General features: G+C 66.4%; 9 protein-coding genes. All 9 read left to right on the forward strand.

Translation table 11 applies throughout. The features are described from left to right. The first annotated feature begins 38 nt into the window (after positions 1-38). The 9 genes from tssK to DFP89_RS04230 all read left to right on the forward strand — a co-directional run bounded on the left by tssK (position 39) and on the right by DFP89_RS04230 (position 17,205). Positions 39-1,373 (forward strand): type VI secretion system baseplate subunit TssK, encoded by a 1,335-nt coding sequence (gene tssK, locus DFP89_RS04190; protein ID WP_114348140.1) that lies wholly within the window; start codon positions 39-41, stop codon positions 1,371-1,373. After that, a complete protein-coding gene (icmH, locus tag DFP89_RS04195; protein WP_114348141.1) occupies positions 1,373-3,109 on the forward strand; it encodes a type IVB secretion system protein IcmH/DotU in 1,737 nt (578 codons plus the stop codon). Before tssK ends, icmH begins: the two co-directional genes overlap by 1 nt. Then, complete coding sequence (gene tssM / locus DFP89_RS04200) at positions 3,106-6,753, forward strand: type VI secretion system membrane subunit TssM (protein WP_114348142.1); 3,648 nt, start codon at positions 3,106-3,108, stop codon at positions 6,751-6,753. The genes icmH and tssM overlap by 4 nt, the downstream gene beginning before the upstream one ends. Then, positions 6,732-7,412: a type VI secretion system-associated protein TagF gene (gene tagF, locus DFP89_RS04205; protein WP_114348143.1), complete on the forward strand. Its 681-nt coding sequence runs from the start codon at positions 6,732-6,734 to the stop codon at positions 7,410-7,412. Before tssM ends, tagF begins: the two co-directional genes overlap by 22 nt. Continuing rightward, positions 7,405-8,169, forward strand: coding sequence for a PP2C family protein-serine/threonine phosphatase (locus DFP89_RS04210; protein WP_181870243.1), 765 nt, complete (start codon positions 7,405-7,407; stop codon positions 8,167-8,169). The genes tagF and DFP89_RS04210 overlap by 8 nt, the downstream gene beginning before the upstream one ends. A gap of 2 nt (positions 8,170-8,171) precedes the next feature. Further along, positions 8,172-10,166: a serine/threonine-protein kinase gene (locus tag DFP89_RS04215; RefSeq protein ID WP_114348145.1), complete on the forward strand. Its 1,995-nt coding sequence runs from the start codon at positions 8,172-8,174 to the stop codon at positions 10,164-10,166. Positions 10,167-10,405: 239 nt separating this feature from the next. Next, positions 10,406-12,445, forward strand: coding sequence for a type VI secretion system Vgr family protein (locus tag DFP89_RS04220; RefSeq protein ID WP_114348146.1), 2,040 nt, complete (start codon positions 10,406-10,408; stop codon positions 12,443-12,445). Positions 12,446-12,457: 12 nt separating this feature from the next. Then, the gene (locus DFP89_RS04225; RefSeq protein ID WP_114348147.1) at positions 12,458-12,895 is read left to right on the forward strand and encodes a DcrB-related protein; all 438 of its coding nucleotides are present in this window, start codon (positions 12,458-12,460) and stop codon (positions 12,893-12,895) included. 8 nt (positions 12,896-12,903) lie between these two features. Next, positions 12,904-17,205 (forward strand): RHS repeat-associated core domain-containing protein, encoded by a 4,302-nt coding sequence (locus DFP89_RS04230; protein ID WP_114348148.1) that lies wholly within the window; start codon positions 12,904-12,906, stop codon positions 17,203-17,205. The last annotated feature ends 1 nt before the right edge of the window (position 17,206 follow it).

Below are 17,206 nucleotides of genomic sequence, written 5' to 3' on the forward strand. Positions count from 1 at the left end.
GCCGGATCGCAACGAAGTCAAACGGGGGTCAGTGACGCATGTCCTGGTTCAGCAAGGTCGCCTGGAAAGAGGGGCTGTTTTTGCAGCCTCAGCATCTGCAACAGGCCGACCGCTATCACGAGCATCTGGTCAACGCCCGCACGCGGCTGGTCACGCCCTATCCCTGGGGTGTGGGCGAGCTGGTCCTGGACCGCGATCAGGCCCAGCAGGGCATGATCGCGCTGCGCGCCGTCTCGGGGATCATGCCGGACGGGACGCCCTTTGACGCGCCCGGCACCGGCCCCCTGCCGCTGCCGGTACGGGTCCCCGATGACGCGGCCGGCCAGTTCGTCTGGCTGACCCTGCCCGACATCTCGCCCAATATGCGCGACGCCGCCCCCTATGAGGACGAGGCCGCGACCACCCGCTGGGGCGTCATCACCGAAACGGTCAGCGACAGCGCCTCCTCGGCGCGGATCGAGCAGGTGCTGGAACTTGCGGTGCCGCGGATCGAGCTCGCGGTGCGCAAGACCCCGCGCCCCGGCTATCAGAACCTGCGTCTGGCCCGCGTCTCGGAAGTGCGCGACGGCGTGGTGACGCTGGACGAGACATTTCCGCCCCCCGCGCTGGTCATTGGCGCGCATCCCCAGATCCTGGGCTATCTGACCCGGGTGATCGGCTGGATCGAGGCGCGGCTGGAAAGCCTTGCGCGCTATGCGACCGATCCCTCGGCCGGGGGCGGGTTGCAGGCCAGCGATTACCTGATGCTGATGGTGCTCAACCGCCAGATCGGCGTGCTGCGCCATCTGTCGCGCACATTGGCCATCCACCCCGAGGCGCTTTACCGTGAACTGGTCGGGCTGGCTGGCGAGCTCACGACATTCGACAGCGGCAGCCGCCACGCCCCGGATTATCCGGCCTATGACCATGAAAACCCCAAGGACAGCTTTGCCGAGATCGTCGCCGACATCCAGCGCCTCTTGTCGCGCGATGTGGGCCGGGCGATCCGCCTGCCGCTGCGGCAGGTGCGCCAGAACTCGTATCTGGCCGAGGTCGCCGACCGCAACCTGTTCCGCGAGGCCGCCTTCATCATCGAGGTGGAAAGCGCGAAACCCCTGACGCAGGTGCAGCAGCAGTTCCCCGAACTGTGCAAGGTCGGCCCCAATACCCGCATGTCGGAAATCGTGAACAACAACCTGCCCGGCATCGGCTTGCAGCATCTGCCGAACCCGCCGCGCCAGATCCGGGTCCTTTCGACGAATGTCTATTTCCGACTGGAGCGCAACTCGCCGCTCTGGCGCGAATTCTCGACCGCGCCGGCCATTGGCATGCATTTCGCCGGTGACTGGCCGAATATGAAACTGGAATTGTGGGCCGTGCCCGAGAGGTCCTGATGGCAGGCAGGGATGACGACAAGGACAAGACCGTTTTCGGAGGCCCGCCGCAGGGACAGCCGCGCGGCACCACCGATATCTGGGCGCGTCCGCAGGGTCAGGGCGGAAATGATGGCCGCACGGTGATCGGGCGGCCGGGGCAGGGCGGTGGCGCGCCCTCTGGGGGCGATCATCATACCGCCTCGCCCTTTGGTCAGGGCCAACCCGCCTCGGGGACTTGGGCGCAGGGCGGCGACGGCTCGACCTGGATCGGCGGCCCCTCGCGGCCGGCGCAACAGGGCTATGGCCAGCAGAATTATGGCCAACAGAACTTTGGACAGCCGGGTCAGGGCGGCTATGGGCAGGCGCCATCGGGCTCGCCCTGGCCGGGCTATGGCGACCCCTCGCAGATCGGGCGTGCCGCAGGGCCCGACCAGCGCGGCTTTTTCCCCGATATCGGCAACCAGCCGCAGCAGCAGGTCGCCCATGGCCCGCGCATTCCCCTGGCTGAGGCGATGCGGGTGCGCGATCTGGGCGCGGCCTCGTCCTCGAACCCGCTGCTAGCAGCAGCGGCGCCGCTTCTAATCCTGCTCGGGCGTCTGCGCACCGGTCTGGTCGAATTGCAGGTCGCGCCGCTGATGGAGCATGTCACGCGCGAGATCGACCGCTTCGAGCGCAACGCGCTTTCCGCCGGCATCAACCCGCATGAGGCGCTTGTGGCGAAATACGCGCTGTCGGGCACGGCGGATGATATCGTCCAGAACCTGCCCGGCGGCGATCGCGGCAACTGGCAGCAATATTCCATGGTCGCGCGCTTTTTCCACAAGCGCGATTCCGGCGTGGGCTTCTTTCAAGAGGCCGAAAAGGCCCTGCATGCGCCGGCGCAGAACTATAACCTGCTGGAACTGATGCTGGTCTGCCTATCGCTGGGATTCGAGGGGCAGTTCCGCACCATGCCCAATGGTGCGGCGGAACTGTCTCGCATCCGCAGCGCCATCTATGAAAGCCTGCGCCGGGTCAATCCGCGCCCGGACGAGGATGTCTCGGTGCAATGGCAGCCGGTGGTGCTGGGCAAGGGCCGGCGCTTTGCCCAGATCCCGGTGCCGGCGGTGGCGGGGATCGCCGCGCTGGGGCTGGTCGCGCTGTTCGCCACGCTTCTGACCCTGATCAACCGTGACGGCGCCGTCGCCGCCGAGGAATTGCGCACCGTCGCGCTGGGGGCGCCGGTGATCCAGATCGACCGCGATCCGGGTCAGGCCTATGTCGCCGAAATCCCGCAGCTTGACCGCATCCGAGCCGCTTTCGGCAAGGAAATCGCCGACGGGCTGATCTCGGTCGATGCCAAGGGCGACTATATCGCCATCCGGGTCGGCGACCTGCAATTGTTCGACACCGGCTCGGTCGATGTAAAACCGGGCTTTGCCGATCTCGCGCGCCGCATCGCCGAGGTGATGAATGCCGAGGGCGGCCCGATCCTGGTCGAGGGCCATACCGACAATGTGCCGCTGTCCGGCCGGGGCCGCTTCAAGGACAATTACCAGCTCTCGCAGACCCGCGCCGATGTGCTGGCCGAGGTCCTGAAACCGCTGCTGGCCGACCCGACCCGCGTCACCGCCGAAGGTCGGGGCGAGGATGACCCGGTCGGCGACAATACCACTCCGGACGGTCGGGCCGCCAACCGCCGGGTCGAGATCATGCTGGCGCGCGAAGGCACCTATGAGGCCCCCATCGCCTTCGTGCCGGAGGTCGAGAATTGAGACTGCTAGGCTTTTACATCCCCACCCCGCGCTGGAGCAAACACGGCTGGTGGCGCTGGACCGTGACCCTTCTGGGCATCGGCGCGCTTTGCGCGGCGATCTGGCTGGGCGGTCCGATGACGGGTTGGGGGGTGCTGTCCTCGGTCTTCTGGCGGCTGGTGCTGATCGGGCTGGTTCTTGGCACCTTCCTGACCATCATCTTCATCCGCTGGCGCCGCCGCGTCCGCGCCGCCCGCGCCATCGAAGAGGCCCTGATCCCGCTTGAACCCGAGGGTGACGGCAAGCTTCTGGCTGAAAAGATGACCGAGGCGCTGGCGGTCCTGAAGAAATCCGGTGGCGCGGCCTCGCTTTACGATCTGCCCTGGTATGTGATCATCGGCCCGCCCGGCGCCGGCAAGACCACGGCCCTGGCGAATTCCGGGCTGGATTTCCCGCTGGCGCAGAAACAGGCCGTCAGCGGCTTTGGCGGCACCCGGAACATGGATTTCTGGTTCGCCGAGGATGCGGTGCTGATCGACACCGCCGGGCGCTATACCACGCAGGACAGCGACCGCTCGGCCGACAAGGCCAGCTGGGACGCCTTCCTTGATCTGCTCAAGCGCACCCGCCCCAACCGGCCGATCAACGGCGTCATCCTGTCCTTTTCCGTCGAGGACATGATGAAGGGCGACGCACTGACGCTTCAGGCCCATGCCGAAACCGTCCGCGCCCGTCTGGCCGAGCTGCACGAGCAGCTGAAAATCGACTTCCCGGTCTATGTGATGTTCACCAAGGCCGACCTGATCGCGGGTTTCCGCGAGTATTTCGCATCCTTCAGCCTGAACCGGCGCAAGCTGGTCTGGGGCGTGACCTTCCAGACCCCGGACCGCAAGGCCATCACCCATGAGGCCGTGCCGCTGGAATTCGACCGGCTGGTCTCGCGCCTCTCGGACGAGATCATCGACCGCCTGTCCGAGGAACCCGACGGCGTCGCCCGCATCGCCATTTTCGGCCTGCCGGGCCAGATGGCGCTGCTGAAGGACAATGTCGGCGCCTTCCTGCGCCGGGTCTTCGAGCCGACGCGCTACAAGACCAACGCCATCCTGCGCGGTTTCTACTTCACCTCGGGCACGCAAGAGGGCACGCCCATCGACCAGGTGCTGGGCGCGATCAACGAGCCGGGCATGGGCGGTTTCGCCTCGGGTTTCATGTCGGGGCGCGGGAAAAGCTTCTTCATCCACGACCTGCTGCGCGGGGTGATCTTTCCCGAACAGGGCTGGGTCTCGCATGACCGCAAGGCGGTGCGGCGGGCGCTGATCCTGCGCACCACCGCGCTGTCGGCCATCGCCGTCCTGACGCTGGGCGCGGCCGGCGCCGTCGGCATCAGCTATTGGAAGAACCTGCAACTGGTGCGCACCGCCGAGGCCGCCACCGAGGGCTGGCGCCGTGACGCCGCCGAGGAACTGACCCGCGACGTGATCGACAATCCCGACCTGACGCCGGTGCTGCCCCTGCTCAATGAGATCGCCAATATGCCCGCCGGCTATGGCGACAGTCAGGATGCCAGCATCTGGGAGGGTTTTGGCCTAGGACAGCGCGACCGCCTGAACCGCGTCGCCACCGACACCTATGCCGGTGCGCTGGAACGCATGATGCGCCCGCGCCTGATCCTGGACCTGGAACGGCGCATGCCCGAGATCATCGCCTCGGGCGAAATGACCGAGATCTATCGCGCGCTCAAGGTCTATCTGCTGCTGGGCAAGCAGGGCGAAACGACCGATGACGATGCAATCAAGGCGTGGTTCGCGCGCAACTGGCGCGAAACCTATCCCGACCGTATCGGACTGGAAACCACCGACCAGCTGAAACTGCATCTGGCGGCGATGCTGGATCTGGACGACCGCCGCGAATTGCTGGTCAGTCTGGATCAGGGCACGGTGGACCGCGCCCGCGCCGCCATCGCCCAGCTGCCGCTGGACGAACAGGCCTATGCGATCATCATGGACGGCGCCGTCACCGCCGGCCTGCCGGACTGGGATCTGGTCACGGTGGCGGGCGGCAATGCCGCAAGTCAGGTCTTTGCCACCCGCGACGGCAGCGATCTTTCGACCATGACCATACCGGGGCTTTACACGTTCGAGGGCTTCTGGGGCTATTTCTATGACCAGTTGGCCATCGTCGGCGAGGAGTTGCGCCGCGATCAGTGGGTCTTGGGCGATTTCGCCAACTCGGCCGAAATCGAGGGCCGTCTGGCGCGGCTGGACCGCGATCTGCTGGACCGCTATCGCGGCGAATTCATCGCCGCCTGGAACAAGGTCCTGAACAATCTGACGCTGAATTCCATGGTCGCCGACAAGCCGCAATATGCGGCGCTGGGGACGGCGGCCTCGGCCACGGCCTCGCCGATCCTCAATCTGGTCAAGTCGGTGGCCGAGCAGACCCAGCTGCCGCGCATGTACAAGGGGGTCGATCCCGCCGAGCTGCAACAGGCTTTGGCCGGTGGCGACCAAGGCGGCGCCTCGGCGGATGGTGCGGCAAAATCGGTCGGGAATTCGCTGATCGCGCGGATCGTCAGCCGCACCAGCGGCACCACGCGCATCATCCTTGAGGCGGCCGAGAAAGAGAAATCCAAGGGCCTTGCCGGTGTTCCGGGCGCCGCCAAGACCGAAACCAGCGCCACCACGACCAGCGTGACGGTCCCCCTTGAGGCCATCGCCAAGGAATTCGAGAACTGGAACCTGCTGGCCGAGGGCGAGCCGGGCAAGCGCCCGGTCGATACGCTGCTGGGCAATCTGGGCGCAGTCTGGGAAAACCTGCGTCTGGCCGAGCATAATCCCGATCAGGCGGCGGCGGCGCTGCCGACGCTGCTGAACACGCTGACGCAGTATAATTCGCAGCTGCCCGCGCCGCTGGCGCAGATGGTGACCAAGGCGGAAAGCGATTTCCGCTCGGGGGCGTCGGATGCCTCGATCGAGGTGATGAACCGGGCGCTGACCGACCGCATCACCTTCATGTGCCGCGATACGATCAAGACCTCGTATCCCTTTGCGAAATCCTCGCGCAGCCTGTCGATCGCCAATTTTGCGCTGTTCTTCGGCCCGGGCGGCGAGATGGACCGCTATTTCACCGAATATCTGGAACCCTATGCCGAGCGCTCGCCCGAGGGGCTGAAATGGCGCGCCGACAAGGAAATCGCCACCCGGCTGTCGACCAATACCCTGCGCCAGTTCGAACGGGCCGAGCGGATCCGGCGCGCCTTTTTCGCCGGCGGCGGCACCACCCCGGCGGTCGAGGTCACCGTTCAGCAGGTCGATGCCCATCCGACCGTCGAATCCGCGATCCTGATCATCAACGACACCAAGATCGAGACCGCGACCGGCTCGATGCCGCGCACGCTGATCTGGCCGGGCGAGGGCAAGTCCAGCGGCTTGCAGCTGATCCCGCCCCTGGACCGCAAGTCCTCGGAGGGTTTCACCGGTAGCCCCTGGACGCTGATGGAGTTGCTGGATACCGCCAGCTACAAGGAGCAGCGCGGCGACGTCCTGCGCGCCACCTTCATGCTGGGCGGGCGCAACATCACCTATGATTTCACCATCAACGCCATTTCGAACCCGTTCACCATGCCCGAGATCAAGGATTTCGAATGTCCGCAGAGCATCGACTAGAGGGCGGGGCCGGGCTTTACGGCAAGCACCCGGCCTTTGGCGATTTCATCTCGGCCGGGCTGGGCGAGGGCTGGCGCGGCTTTGCAGACTGGGCCGAGGCGGCTCTGGGGGGCTGGCGCGAAGCGGCGGGCCCCGACTGGCAGGCACGCTTTGACGCGGCGCCGGCCCTGTGCTTCTGGATCGGACCGGCGCTGGCCGGGCAGGCCTTGCGCGGGGCGTGGATCCCGTCCCGCGACCGGACCGGGCGGCGTTTTCCGCTGGTCGTGGCGCAGCAGGGCGGTGCGCCGCCGGTTCTGGACCGCGCCCCGCAATTCTATGCCGCCGCGCTGGCGGCGGTGAACGGGTTGGCGGCACAGCCGGCATTCGACCCGCGCGAGGCCGCATCCGGTCTGGACCTGCCGCCCGCGCAGGATACGCCGCCCGCTTGGCCGACCTTCTGGGCGGTCAATCCGCAGCTTTCGCCGCTGGAACTGCTGGACCGGCTGGCCGCGACCGACCATGCCCATGCGGCGGCGGCGCGCAGCTATTGGTGGTTTTCAGGTCCCGACGGGGACCATGCGGGCCTGCTGGCCTGTCAGGGCTGGCCCGGCCCTGATGAGCTGGGCTGGCTGATCGCCGGCGGTCATGTCGCGCGTGACGAGGGGAATGGGAATGACTGAATCCGAGATCGCATTTGACCATGACTTCGCCGCGCTGAGCGATCGCGGCCGCGTCCGCCAGCAAAATGAGGACAGCGTCGGCGCCTTCCCGGAATTCGGGGTCTGGGTGGTCGCGGATGGCATGGGTGGCCACGCGGCGGGCGATGTCGCAAGCCGCATCATCGTCGAGGAACTCGGCTCGACCGGCGTGGCGATCAGCGCCCAGGACCAGCGCGCCCGGGTGCTGGAACGGCTGAGCCGCGCACATCTGCGCATCCTGAACCATTCGCGCGACAGTGGGCTGGGGGGTGCCGGCTCGACGGTGGCGGCGCTTTTGCTGCATGGCTCGGAACTGGCCTGTGTCTGGGCTGGCGACAGCCGCATCTATCTGATGCGCGAAGGCCGCCTGACGCCCCTGACCCGCGACCATAGCGAGGTCGCGCTGCTGGTCGCCGCCGGCGCCCTGACCGAGGATCAGGCCCGCACCGCGCCACGCCGCAATGTCATCACCCGCGCCATCGGCATCGGACCGACGGTCGAACCCGACATCGCCAGTGGCGTCATCAAGGATGGCGACCGGTTGCTTTTGTGCTCGGACGGGCTGACCGAGCATCTCAGCGATGCCGAGATCGCGGCCTTTGCCGGCCGCAGCCTCAGCGCCGAGGGTGTCGCGCAGGCCCTGATCAACGAGACCCTGCAGCGCGGTGCGCGCGACAATGTCAGCGTGATCCTGGTCGATTGCCTTGCCCGGCCTGCGCCGGTCGAGGATGCCGAATAGCCATGGACGAGGCGACGGGCGGCGCGGGGCCAGAGGACGGCACCGAAGGCGGTGCCGGCGGGAACGAGCGCACGGTGATCTCGGGTGCGGATGACGGTGCGACGCGGCTTGCTCCGGTATCCGAACCCGCCGAGCGCACCATCATCGGCACCAAGGGGAGCGCGCCCAAGGCGCAACTGGTCGAGCCGGGCACGCTGATCAACAACAATTACCGCATCCTTGCGCTGGTCAGCGCCGGCGGCATGGGCGAGGTCTATCGCGCCGAGAACGTCTTCACCGGCGACCCGGTGGCGGTCAAGGTGATCCTGCCCGGCCTCGCGGGTGACAGCGCTGTCCTGGACCTGTTCCGCCGCGAGGCGCGGGTGTTGGTGCAGATGCGCCACGAAGCCATCGTGCGTTATCACAACTTTGTTCTGGATCAGGGTCTTAATCGCTATTGCCTGATCATGGAATTCGTCGATGGCCGGCATCTGGGCAAGCGCCTGTCCGAGGACGGCCCCTTGCATGAGGCCGAGGTCATCGCCCTGCTGCGCCGGATCGGCGCCGGGTTGCAGCGCGCCCATGACAGCGGCGTCACCCATCGCGACCTGTCGCCCGATAACGTGATCCTGCGTGACGACCGCATCGACGAGGCGGTGCTGATAGATTTCGGCATTGCCCGCTCGACCGAGCTGGGCGACGGGCTGGCCGGGCGGTTTGCCGGCAAGTTCAAGTATATTGCGCCCGAACAGCTGGGCCATGCCGGGGGGGCAATTGGCCCGCGCACCGACATCTATGGGCTGGCGCTGCTGATCGCGGCGGTGGCACGGGGCACGGCGCTGGACATGGGCGATTCGGTGGTCTCGGCCTCGGCCGCCCGGCAGGCCATTCCCGACCTGACCGGGATTTCACACCGGCTGTTTCCGCTGCTGCAGCACATGCTTGAGCCGGACCCGGAAAAACGCCCGGTCAGCATGGGCATGGCGCTGGCGATGCTGGATGATCCCCTGCTGATCCCCTCGCGCTATCGGCTGCCGCTTTGGGCGAAAGCCGGCGAAGCGGAGGAGGCGGATGCAGGGCCGGATTCCGACAGCCCCTTTGCCCGCTTTTCGCCGCCGCCGGTCGAGCCCCTGCCCGAACAAGCGCCGGCGCGCCGCAGGACCGGGCCGTGGCTGGCGGCAGGCGCAGGCGCATTGATGCTGGCCGCAGGGCTGGGCTGGTGGGTGCTTCGCCCGGCTTCCGCGCCCGTGCCCGCGCCCGATCCCGGGCCGGTGGCCCCGGCCGAACTGGCGGCGCGTGACACGGCCACGCGCGAGGGTTTTCTGGCCAGCCAGCCCCTGCCGCCCTGCATGCTGGCCAGACGCATATCCTCGGGTCCGAACACGGGCATGATCGCGCTTCTTGGGGGGGCATCCGCGGATGGTGCGGCGCTGGTCGCCGCCTATGAGCAGGCCTTCGGCACCCGCGCCACGATCCTGACCCAGGCCACGACCCCGCAGCAATGCCCGGCCATCGACTTTCTGCGCGAAGTCGCGGGCCGCCCGTCGCCGCCCGCCGAGCTGCGCGTCGAGGCCCGCGTCATTGGTGACAGCATCCAGATTCAGGGCTCGGTCGCCATAGCGCCCGAACAGAACCTGTGGCTGTTTCTGGTCGCGCCGGATGGTGCTGTCTATGACCTGACCGCGCAGCTATCGGCGCCGGATCAGGGATCGCGGGGCTTCGGCTTTGCGCTGTCGCCTGACGGCCAGGGGCAGAATGGGCCGTTCCTGCTGGTCGCGCTTGGCAGCAGCGCCGCACTGGCCGCGGTTGCGGCGGCGCCCTCGGGCGTGCCGGCCGCGGATATCCTGCCCGTGGTTCTGGAGGAATTGCGCCGGGCCGGGGGCAGCCTCTCGGTCGCGTCGGAACTGGTGGCGCTGGTGCCAGCTACGCCCCCCGCTCCGACCCCGGCTCCGGCCGCTGTCCCTGCCGCTACCCCCGCAGATCCGCCAGTCGATCCGCCCGCCGCGCCCCGCCCTTAGACCGGCCTTCCGGCCCGCGATTTCAGGTCGGATCGTCGGCATGACCGCCACGCGGGCGGTATGAACCCGCCGGAAGATGCGTGAAATCAGCGACGGGTCTTGACTCGCCCCGTCCATGCGCCATTCGTATCATTTAGAGATGTTTAACGAAATATCGGGCCGACCGCCTGAAACGTCGTAAATTAACCATGTTTAGGTTTCTTACTGCTAGTCACGTTGACCGATTTCGCGGAGTACCCATGAATGCGCCTTTCAGTCAGGTTGATCGCCTTGGACGCCTGACGACGGTATTGGGCGAAGATGCGCTGGTCCTTCTTCGCTTTGACGGCTCTGACCATGTGAATGCGCTTTTCGAGTATCGGATCGAGGCGCTGGCCGCGAATGGTGATATCGATTTCGACGCATTGCTGGGCACACATGCGACGGTGACCATCGACGGGCATCGCGATGCGCGCCATTTCGACGGTATCGTGACCCAGATCCGCTGGGCCGGCGTCGGCGAGAACGGGCACCGATATGACGTGATCCTGCGGCCCTGGTGCTGGCTGGCCGGGCGGCGTCGCAACCAGCGCATCTTTCACGACCGGACGGTGGTGCAGATCCTGCGCGAGCTTTTCGCCGAATATGCGCCCCTGGGCGATCCGGCGTTGGAATTCAGACTGTCCGAGGAATATCCGGCGCTGGAATATACGGTGCAGTATCGCGAATCCGATCTGGATTTCGCCTGCCGGCAGCTCGAGCGCGCGGGCATCAGCTTTCATTTCCACCACGAGGCCGGCAGCCACACGATGGTGCTGACCGACGATGTGCTGGCCCATGAAAACATCGGCGCGCGGCCCTATCGCCCCTATGACGGCCATCATCAGGCCAGCGGCGAAGGGGCGGGCGAGCATTTCTGGGAATGGGCGCCAGAGCGCAACCTGACCACCGGCGCCATGCGACTGACGGATTTCAACTTCAAGGCTCCCGCCACCGCGATGGAGGTCGATCGTCTGGGCGATGCCTGCCATGCGCAGGGCCAGATCGAAAGCTTCGACTGGCCCGGCGATTATGGCGATCAGGATTGGGGCAAGAACCGGGTCGGGCTGCGGCTGCGGCAGGAACGCGGCGCTGATCGCCGGCATCGTGCGGTGGGCGATTGCCTTGGCCTGGGTGCGGGCAAGGTGGTCGGGCTGACCGGCGATGCGGTGCCGGGCATGGGCGAGAGCTATCTGTGTCTTTCGGCCAGCCATCATTTTGTCAGCGAGGCCTATGGCTCGGGCGGGGGGCGCAGCGACGGCTACAGCTATACCGGCAGCTATGTGCTGATGCCCGACACCGCGCCGATGGCGCCTCCAAGGCGCACGGCCGTGCCGGTGATTCACGGCCCGCAGACCGCGATCGTCGCGGGCGAGGGCGAAATCGACTGCGACGAATACGGCCGCATTCTGGTGCGGTTCCACTGGGATCTGGAGGGGGCGCTGTCAATGCGCTGCCGGGTCAGCCAGAACTGGGCCGGCGGCGGCTGGGGTGGCGTGGTGATCCCGCGCATCGGCATGGAGGTCGTGGTCGAGTTTCTGGACGGCGACCCCGACAAGCCGCTGGTCACCGGCTGCGTCTTCAACGGCCAGAACGCTGCGCCCTATAACCTGCCGGCGGACAAGACCAAGGCGGTCTGGCGCTCGAACACGCATCAGGGGCAGGGCTTCAACGAGATCAGTTTTGAGGATCAGGCCGGGCGCGAACTGGTCTATATGCATGCGCAAAAGGACCACAGCACCGTCATCGGCAACGACGAGACGCATCAGATCGGCCATGACCGGCAAAAGACCGTGGCCAATGACCAGTCCGAAAGCGTCGGCAATGACAAGACCATCACCGTCGGCAACAACCACACCGAAAACATCGCTGCCGACAAGGTGCTCAGCGTCGGCGGCAATCATGGCGAGACCATCACCGGCTCGATGAGCCTGAGCGTCGGCGGCACGCAGACGCGCACCATTGCCGGCGATGACAGCACCACTGTCAGCCGCGGCAACCAGACCGTGACCGTCGAGAACGGCACGCAGGAAATCAAGGTTCTGGCGGCGGGGCAATATACCACCGTCAACAACGATATCGTTACCGTTTCCCGGGCCGGCGGCGTCTCGGTCAAGGCCGCGACGAGCGTGGTTCTGGATGCGCCGACCATCGTGCTGCGCGCCAATGACCGGAACTTCATCATGGTTACCCAGGGGCAGATTGTTATCGAGGGCGCCGAGACCTTCATCAACCCGCGCGAAAGCGCCCCCGAGACCTGAGCCGAGGCCCGCATGTCGACTTGCCATACCGAAAGCTACACCCTGACAGTGCCCGACGGCTGGGCCGATCGCAGCATGATCACCTGGGTCGCGCCGCCCTCGCCGAAATACAAGGTGATGCCGAACCTGCTCTGCTCGCGCGGCGATCTGTGGCCGGGCGAGGATCTGGACGCCTTCGTGAACCGGCAACTCAAGGATCTGATGATGCAGGTGAAGAATTTCGATCTGATCAGCCGGCAGAATGTGCGGTTCGGCGACCGCCCGGCGGTCGAGCTGCTGTTTTGCATGAAGCCGCAGACCGTGACGCTGAAGCAGCGGCAGCTGTTTTTCCAGACCGACCCCACATCCGCAGGAGTACATACCGTCGTCGTGACCGCCGCCCGCGAGAATTTCGACGAGCTGGCTCCGGTCTTTGAAGACATTCTCGCGTCGGTTGCCTGGAACAGCTGAGGTCATAGATGCCCGCCGCCCTGGCCGCCGCCCATATCGGTCACCAGATTGAGCACTCCTCGGCCTTCATGGGGTTCCTTGTCGGCGCGGCTGTGGGTCTGGCCGTGGGCGTGGCGCTGGTGGCGACCGTGGCGACGGGGGGGGCGGCGCTTGCGGTGATCGCGGCGGTTGGCGGGGCGGTGGCCGCCACCGGCGGCGGTGCCCTGGCGGGCATGTATATCGGCGAGGCGATCACCGAGCCGAAGGGGCCGGTGATCACCGGCTCGGCCAATGTCTATTATGGTCCGGCGCGGATCCCGGCCGCCCGCGCGGTGCTTGATACCGTTTCCTGCCGCGATCACGGCGTCAAGCGCATCGCCACCGGCAGCGACAGCGTCTATGTCAACCAATATCCCGCGGTGCGTGACAGTGACCGGACCGAATGCGACGGCGAGGTGAAATCCGACCTGTCGCATATTCGCATCGGCGCCGAGACGCTGGCCTATCTGCCCATCGAAAGCGAAGTGCCGGACTGGATGGTCAACCTGGCCACCGGCATGGTCTTGGTCGGGGGCGCCGTTGCGCTGCTGGCCGGCGGCGCGGCGGCCTTCGTCGCCGGCAGCTGGTGCGGGCTGGCCACATTCGGCCTGTCGGTGGGCCTGTCCTATGTCGGCGGCGCGGTCCTTGGCCCGTTGGGCGGCACCATCGGCGAGGCTTTGGGCGGCGAGCTTGGCCGCCGCATCGGCGAGGTCGTGGGGACGGCCGTCGGCGGCGCGCTTGGCGGGCGCTTCGGGCAAAGTTTTGGCCGGCGCGTGATGACCGGACATCCGATCGATGTCGCCACCGGCGAGCTTTGCACCACCGAGACGGAATTCGTCATGGGAGGCCCGGTGCCGGTCGCCTGGGAAAGATTCTGGCTGTCATCCTCGGACCAGGACGGAACACTGGGCCGGAAATGGCATCACCCGCTGGACAGCGAACTGGTCGAGGCCGCCGAATACACTGTCCTGCGGCTGGAACATGGCCGCCTGATCCTGCTGCCGCGGATGCAGCCGGGGCAAAGCTTCTATCACCGTGCCGAGAAACTGGCGGCAACGCGCGAGTCGGATACACAATGGCTGCTGCGCATGGCGGACGGGCTGCTCAGGCGCATGACCGCCTGTCCGGGGCGGCCGGGCCGGTTCCGGCTGACATCGCTGGGCGACGGCAATGGCAATCTGGTGGCGCTGAGCTATGATTCCCGCGGCTGTCTGGCGAATGTGCGGGCCAGCGACGGCATCGATTTCCAGTTCGCAAGTGATCCCGCCGGGCGCATCTCCGAGATCTCGCGCACGGATGGCACCGCGCGGATGATGCTGGTCACCTACGGCTATGATCTGGATGGCAACCTGATCTCGGCCCGCAATGGCGGCGGCATCGCCTTTCTTTATGCCTATTCCCAAGGGCTTCTGGTGCGCGAGACGCGGCGCAGCGGGCTGTCATTCTATTTCGAATGGGACGATCAGGCTGCGGGGCCGCGCGCGCGTTGCCTGCGCACATGGGGCGATGGCGGCATCCATGCGCGCGAGATCACCTATGAGCCGCGCCTTGGCATGACCTCGGTGCGCAACGGCAAGAACCATGTCGAGCGATATTTCTGGGATCAGCGCGGGCTGGTGACGCGCTGCATCACGCCGCTGGGCCATGAAAGCCGCTCGGACAGCAACCGCTTTGGCGAATGCGACAGCAGCACCGACGCGAATGGCGCGACCGAGCGCAGCCGCCACGACGAATACGGCCGGCTCGTCGCGCATACCGACAAAACCGGGGCGACCGAGAAGTTCTCATATGCCAGCCATGATCCGGTCAGCCTGAACTTTCTCAATGTCAGCCGCCATACCGATGCGCTGGGGCATGAAAGCCTTGCCAGCTACGATCAGCGCGGCAACCTGATCTCATTCACCGATCCGACGGACCACACGGTGCTGATGCTGCGTGACCGGCGCGGCCTGCCACTGGTCATCCGCGATGTCGAGGGGGCGATGGCGCGCTTCTCCTGGACAGCGGAGGGCTGGCTCGCCGAAGAGCGTGGCGCGCGCGGGGGGCGGCTGCGCTATCGGCGCGACGGCTTTGGCCGGGTGATCGAGGAAGCCGTCGAAGGCGCCGGCGCGATCCGGTTGCGATATGATGTGCTTGACCGGCTGGTCGAGGTCGTTGCCGCGGACGGCCGGCCCACGCGCATGACCTATGACGCCGATGGCAATCTGATCGAGCATGTCGATCCCGCCGGAAACCGCACCGCCTGGGATTTTGCCGGCCTGCCGGCGCCGGTGCTGCGCACCAATCCCGACGGGACACGCTTTCGCTACAGCTATGACAGCGAGCTGAATCTGATCGGGCTGCAGAACGAATCCGGCGAGATCTATGCGCTGGAATATGATGCCGACGAACGCCTGATCGGCGAGATCGGCTTTGACAGCCGCCGCCAGCGCTATCACTACGACGCCGCCGGACATGTCATCCGCTATGAGGACGGCCATCGTGGCCACCAGCTGACCCGCGACCCGCTGGGGCGGCTGCTGTTGCGGCAATGCTCGGACGGGTCCTGGGCCAGCTATCGCTTTGACGCGCTTGGCCGCATGACCAAGGCTGAAAACGAGGTGCGCCGCATCGGTTTCATCTATGATCCGCGCGGTCTGGTTGCTCGCGAACGCCATGACGGTGTCGAGATCGCGCATGTGCTGTCGCAGCGCGGCGAGCGCGTCGCCACCATCCTGCCCGACGGCCGCCGCATCGGCTATGGCTATGATCAGGACAGCCAGTTCGAACAGCTCAGCTTTCAGGATCGTGAGGTTCTGCGCCTGACCCGCGACCGCATCGGCCGCGAGACCCTGCGCGAAGGCGGCAGCATCGGCCTGCAGACCGAATATGATCCCGAGGGCAGGATCGAACGCCAGCGCGCCTATCGCCGCCGCCGCGATGCGCCGGTCTTCGGCCGCAGCTACAGCTATGACAATGCCGGCCTGATCCGCTCGATCCGCGATGTCGCCCGTGGCGAGCGGGCCTTCCAATACGATTCGCGCGAGCAGCTGCGCCGCGTCTCGGGCGCGACGCGCGAAGTCTTTGCCTTTGACCCGGCCGGCAATATCCTTGTCGATGTCGAAAGCCCGCGCAACGCCTCGGTCGTGGGCGGGCGGCTGCTGATGCGGGGCGACACGCATTACCGCTATGACGACGCCGGCAACCGCATCGAGATGCGCCGCGGCTGGGGCGGGCGCCATGTCTATCAGCTGGATTACGACGACATGAACCAGCTGACCGAGGTGCGCGAGACCTCGGGCGGCGTTCATCGCACCACGCGCTTCTCCTATGATGCGCTGGGGCGCCGGGTGGTGAAGCATCACCGCGAGGAGACCGCGCCGCTGGTCGCCGCGAATGACGTGACGGCCGGCTCCGCGTCGCGAATGGCGCAACTGACCGCCGAGGAGACCACCTGGTTCCTGTGGGACGGCGATACCCTGCTGGCCGAAGGCAAGGGCGACATGTCAGGCCCGCGCGATGCCTTTGCCATCGTCTATGTCCATGAACCGGGCAGCTTTCGCCCCGCCGCGCAGATCCGCCGCAGCTCGCCCGAATACGAGGGGCAGGTGCTGCTGTACTGGAACGACCATCTGGGCACCCCGCATGAGGTCACCAACGAACGGGGCGAGCTGGTCTGGCAGGTGGCGCTGAAGGCCTGGGGCGGCATCGACCGGGTGCATGTCGAGCGGGTCGAGAACAACCTGCGCTTTCAGGGGCAGTATTTCGACCCCGAAACCGGGCTGCATTACAACCGCTTCCGCCATTACGATCCGCAGGCGGGTTGCTATATCAACCAGGATCCCATCGGCCTTGCCGGCGGCGCGGTGCTGGCGGGCTATGCCGTGAACGCCCTGCAATGGACCGATCCGCTTGGCCTGACGACCTGGGATGATTTCCGCAGCGACAACAAGGGGCTTTATGACCGGCAACAGCTTTCGGACGCCTATGCCCGGGCCTATCCCAAGCCCTCGGTCCAGCCCGGTGCGGCGGTGCACGGCAATTCGCATGCCAGCACGCGGACGACCTATGGCTATATCATCCGCGAGATCAACCCCGACGGCACGAACGGGCGCATCCTGAAATTCGGCGAAACCAGCTCGCCCATTCCGACGCAGCGCTACAGCGCGCGCTTCTACCGGACCCACAATGCCCGTATGATTCCGGTCAAGGTGGGCACCAAGGCCGAGATGCACCGATGGCAGCACGAGCGAATCATGCAATACAAGGACCGGCACGGCGTCAGGCCTGCCCTCAACAAGTGTAATTACTGAC

The sequence above is a fragment of the Paracoccus lutimaris genome, assembly GCF_003337565.1.
Classification (GTDB): Bacteria; Pseudomonadota; Alphaproteobacteria; order Rhodobacterales; family Rhodobacteraceae; genus Paracoccus; species Paracoccus lutimaris.